The sequence below is a fragment of the Pseudoalteromonas sp. BSi20429 genome, assembly GCF_000238895.1.
GTDB lineage: Bacteria > Pseudomonadota > Gammaproteobacteria > Enterobacterales > Alteromonadaceae > Pseudoalteromonas > Pseudoalteromonas arctica.
In genome coordinates, this window is the sequence record NZ_BADV01000078.1 from 1 (window position 1) to 3969 (window position 3969).

A 3969-nucleotide genomic window follows, 5' to 3' on the forward strand; every position below is an offset into this window, starting at 1 on the left:
CTTTTTTAATGTTTATTAATAAACTTTATTTAAGTGCTAACTGTAGCTCGCGATTGCGCTCAAGTTGGGCAATAAAGTTATCTGCAATCGGTTTAAACTTAGCAAGTTCTGAGCGAGGTAATGGCTCTGACTTAGGAAGTTTTACTGTTTTAGGATTACGGTGAACGCCATTTACTAAAAATTCATAGTGTAAATGCGCGCCAGTAACACGACCCGTAGAACCTACAGTACCAATTTGTTGGCCCTGTTTAACTTTTTGGCCCGTTTTAACTAGTTTCTTATTTAGGTGTAAGTACTTAGTTACATATTGTGTGCCATGGCTAATAAATACGTAGTTACCGTTGTACTTGCTGTAACCCGCTTTAACTACCTTACCGTTACCTGATGCAACCACCGGTGTGCCAGTGCGTGCCGCAAAGTCGATACCACGGTGCGCTCTAACTTGCCCAGTAACTGGGTGTAAGCGACGAGGATTAAAGCTCGAACTAATATACTTAAAGCTTACAGGTGCACGTAAAAATGCTTTTTTCATGCTACGCCCTTCAGGCGTATAAAAATTGCCGTCGGTATGGCGAATCGCTGCAAAGCGCTGACCTTGGTTTACAAATTCAGCGGCAATAATTTTACCGGTACCAATAAACTCGCCATCAACATAATGAGACTCGTAAATTAAGCCAAACACATCGCCTTTACGAATGTCGTTTGCAAAATCAACATCCCAACCAAATATGTCAGCAAAGTTCATTATTTGACGTTCGCTTAAACCTGCCGCTATTGCTGAAGTCCAAAAGTTGTTAGATATCTCGCCGCCAGCGGTTTTAGTTAGCGTTTCAATTTCTTTACTATCAATAGCTGTATCGTAGTTACCTTCTTCGTTTAAGGTAACAAATAAAGTATCGGTTTTTGAAATCACATAGCGCAGTTGAGCCAAAGAGCCATCTTCAGCTGTCGCAAAGCTAAGTATTTCACCGGGGTGAATTTTAGTTAGCTTGCGCGTTTCTGCGTTAGTGTTAATTAGTTTATGGAGCGTTTGAGCTGAAAAACCAGCACGTTTGAAGATAATTGCTAAATTGTCGCCATTTTTAACTTTATGATCGACAAAGTCGTATTCTGGTAACTTTTCTGCTGCTTGCTCTGAATTTAACTCAGTTAATTTTTCGTTGTCATCAACTTTAACTTGTAACTCATAGCGCTTGCCTATCTCTAATGCATCTGCATTATTGTCTTTAGAAGCAGTCGCTTTTTCAGAAGGAAGAAATGCCAAGCCGGCAATAGCAGAAACTAAACCTAAAATAAGCAATTTGTGTTTTTTTGGGAGAGTGTTAACCACGTGAACCATAACGTGCCTTTTTCTGCTGTCAAGATAATAAATACATAATATTGCAGGATATACTTAATAATGTACGAATACTAGTGCTTTGTAGATTTAAACTAACCTTAAACTACGCTAAAATCAGGGTTAGGAAGCCTTTTTTAACGTCCTATCTAACTAAGACTCAATTCATTTTGTTTAGTTGCATTAATAACTTAAAAAGTTATTTTAATTAGGTAGAAATTTGTTATGTTAGCTACATATATATATTCGGTTTAAACCTATATTAAACCGTGATTACAAGTAACTAGTCCGCCCCTTCGTAGGCAGAATTTTGGAGTAACACAAAGTGGATTTACAAACCGCTCTAGCAGAGATAAAACGCGGTGCAGAAGAAATATTAATTGAAGACGAACTAGTTGAAAAACTAAAGTCGGGCAAAAAGCTAAAAATAAAAGCTGGCTTTGATCCTACAGCCCCTGATTTACATTTAGGGCACACTGTACTAATTAATAAAATGAAAACCTTTCAGGATTTAGGTCATGAGGTTATTTTCTTAATTGGTGACTTTACTGGCATGATTGGTGACCCAACAGGTAAAAACGTAACGCGTAAACCACTTACTCGCGAAGACGTACTAGCCAATGCCGAAACATATAAAGAACAAGTATTCAAAATTCTAGATCCTGCTAAAACCACTGTTGCATTTAACTCTACTTGGATGGAAAAGTTAGGCGCTGCAGGTATGATAAAACTTGCTGCTAACCAAACAGTAGCGCGCATGCTTGAACGTGATGACTTTAAAAAGCGTTACGGCAGCGGTCAACCAATTGCAATTCATGAGTTTTTATATCCACTGGTACAAGGTTGGGATTCGGTTGCACTAGAGTCAGATGTTGAACTAGGCGGTACTGATCAGCGCTTTAACTTGTTAATGGGCCGTGAGCTACAAAAAGTTGAAGGCCAAAAGCCGCAAACAGTATTAATGATGCCATTACTTGAAGGTACTGACGGCGTTCAAAAAATGTCTAAGTCGCTTGGTAACTACATTGGTATTACTGATGCGCCTAACGATATGTTTGGTAAAATAATGTCAATTAGTGATGTGCTAATGTGGCGTTATTACGATTTATTAAGCGCGCTTTCTATTGAAGAAATTGCAGCTCAAAAAGAACGTGTTGAGCAAGGTACTAACCCGCGCGATATTAAAATTGAACTAGCTAAAGAGCTAATTGCTCGTTTTCATAGTGAAGCTGATGCACAAGGTGCACATGATGATTTTATTCAGCGTTTTCAGAAAAAAGCGTTACCAGATGAAATCCCAGAGCTGACAATCACTATTGCAGAAGATACTATTTTAATTGCTAACTTGCTTAAAGAAGCAAATTTAGTAGTAAGTACATCAGAAGCAATGCGTATGATTAAGCAAGGTGCAGTTAAACTTAACGGTGAAGATAAAATCACTGACACCAAACTTGAAATAGCAAAAGGCACAACAGCTATTTACCAAGTAGGTAAACGTAAGTTTGCAAACATCACTGTAGCTTAAATACCGTTTGAAAACTAAAAAACCAGCCTAGGCTGGTTTTTTTGTGCTCGTATTTTGGCTGAAAAATTAGTTACGAGGTAGTCACTAAATAGTCACTAAATCACTTTTAATATTTCAATACTTACAATTACTAACAACCAAAATACACGCGCCTGATTTAATCTATTAATTATTACAGGTACATCCTCGGGTGTAGGTAGTCTATCAGTACCAATACGCATTTTATTAAAGCGAGTACCTAAATAAACTGCAGGCCCGCCCAGCTGCACACCAAGTGATGCAGAGCATGTGCTTAGTAGCCAACCTGTATTTGTTTGGTAAAAATGTCTGCCATAATGCTTTATGTAGTGCATGCTTTGTTTGCTCGCTCTACTTGCTGCAATAGTTAAAGCGAGTAAGCGCATTGGAATATACTCAATAATAAACAAGAGAGTTTTAAGCGGTTTTAAAAAGTAGCTATTTGGGGATATATCACTACGCCAGGCTTGTTGTATTAAAGTAAGCAATCGATAGGCGAGGGCAGCAATAGGGCCAAAGGCTAAAAATATAAATATAACTACGAAATAGTATCGAGCAGTGCGCAGTATTAAGCTTTCAATTAATGCTTTAATAATACCAGGAGATGAAAGCCTATTAACTTCACGGGCAAGCAGTGGTTTTAGTAATTCGCGTGCTGTCGATTTTTGATTTTGTTTAGTTAGCTTTGCAATGCGAAGTGCTTTTTTATCAATACTCTTACTTTCTAAGCATAAGTATAAAATAAGACCTGCGAGTAATTCAGGGTAAAAAGTAAACTCGAGTAGTAGCACTACAATAATGAGAATGACACTTAAAATGAGCGTGCTTGCGAGTATAGCTGCCAAATATTGATAGCTTTTAGGTTCTTTGCTTTTGTATATGCGCTTGCCAATAGCACTAAAAACAGCATTTAACGCTGTATTAGGATGATACCAGCTAATAAGGGGAATAAAGCGCTCAGCAAGGAGCGCTAGTATGAAGGCAATAAAGTCCAAGTGGTTTTGAACAATATTGCTAAGCATTTACAGAGACACTGCAGTTAGCTTTTCTAAAAGTGCGACAACCATTTTAGATGAGTTGATTGATGCTG

3 protein-coding genes are annotated in these 3969 nt (G+C 38.0%); 1 reads left to right on the top strand and 2 read right to left on the bottom strand.

Annotated features, from left to right (window positions below):
- Positions 1 to 25: 25 nt before the first annotated feature.
- Positions 26 to 1339, bottom strand: coding sequence for a peptidoglycan DD-metalloendopeptidase family protein (locus tag P20429_RS04720; RefSeq protein ID WP_007585425.1), 1314 nt, complete (start codon positions 1337 to 1339; stop codon positions 26 to 28).
- A 322-nt stretch (positions 1340 to 1661) separates the two neighbouring features.
- Between P20429_RS04720 and tyrS the strand changes: the two genes are divergently transcribed.
- Positions 1662 to 2861: a tyrosine--tRNA ligase gene (tyrS, locus tag P20429_RS04715; RefSeq protein WP_007585427.1), complete on the top strand. Its 1200-nt coding sequence runs from the start codon at positions 1662 to 1664 to the stop codon at positions 2859 to 2861.
- A 95-nt stretch (positions 2862 to 2956) separates the two neighbouring features.
- Here tyrS and P20429_RS04710 read toward each other — a convergent pair whose 3' ends face one another.
- Positions 2957 to 3901, bottom strand: a complete 945-nt coding sequence (locus tag P20429_RS04710; protein WP_007585429.1) for a regulatory signaling modulator protein AmpE — start codon at positions 3899 to 3901, stop codon at positions 2957 to 2959.
- Positions 3902 to 3969: the final 68 nt, after the last annotated feature.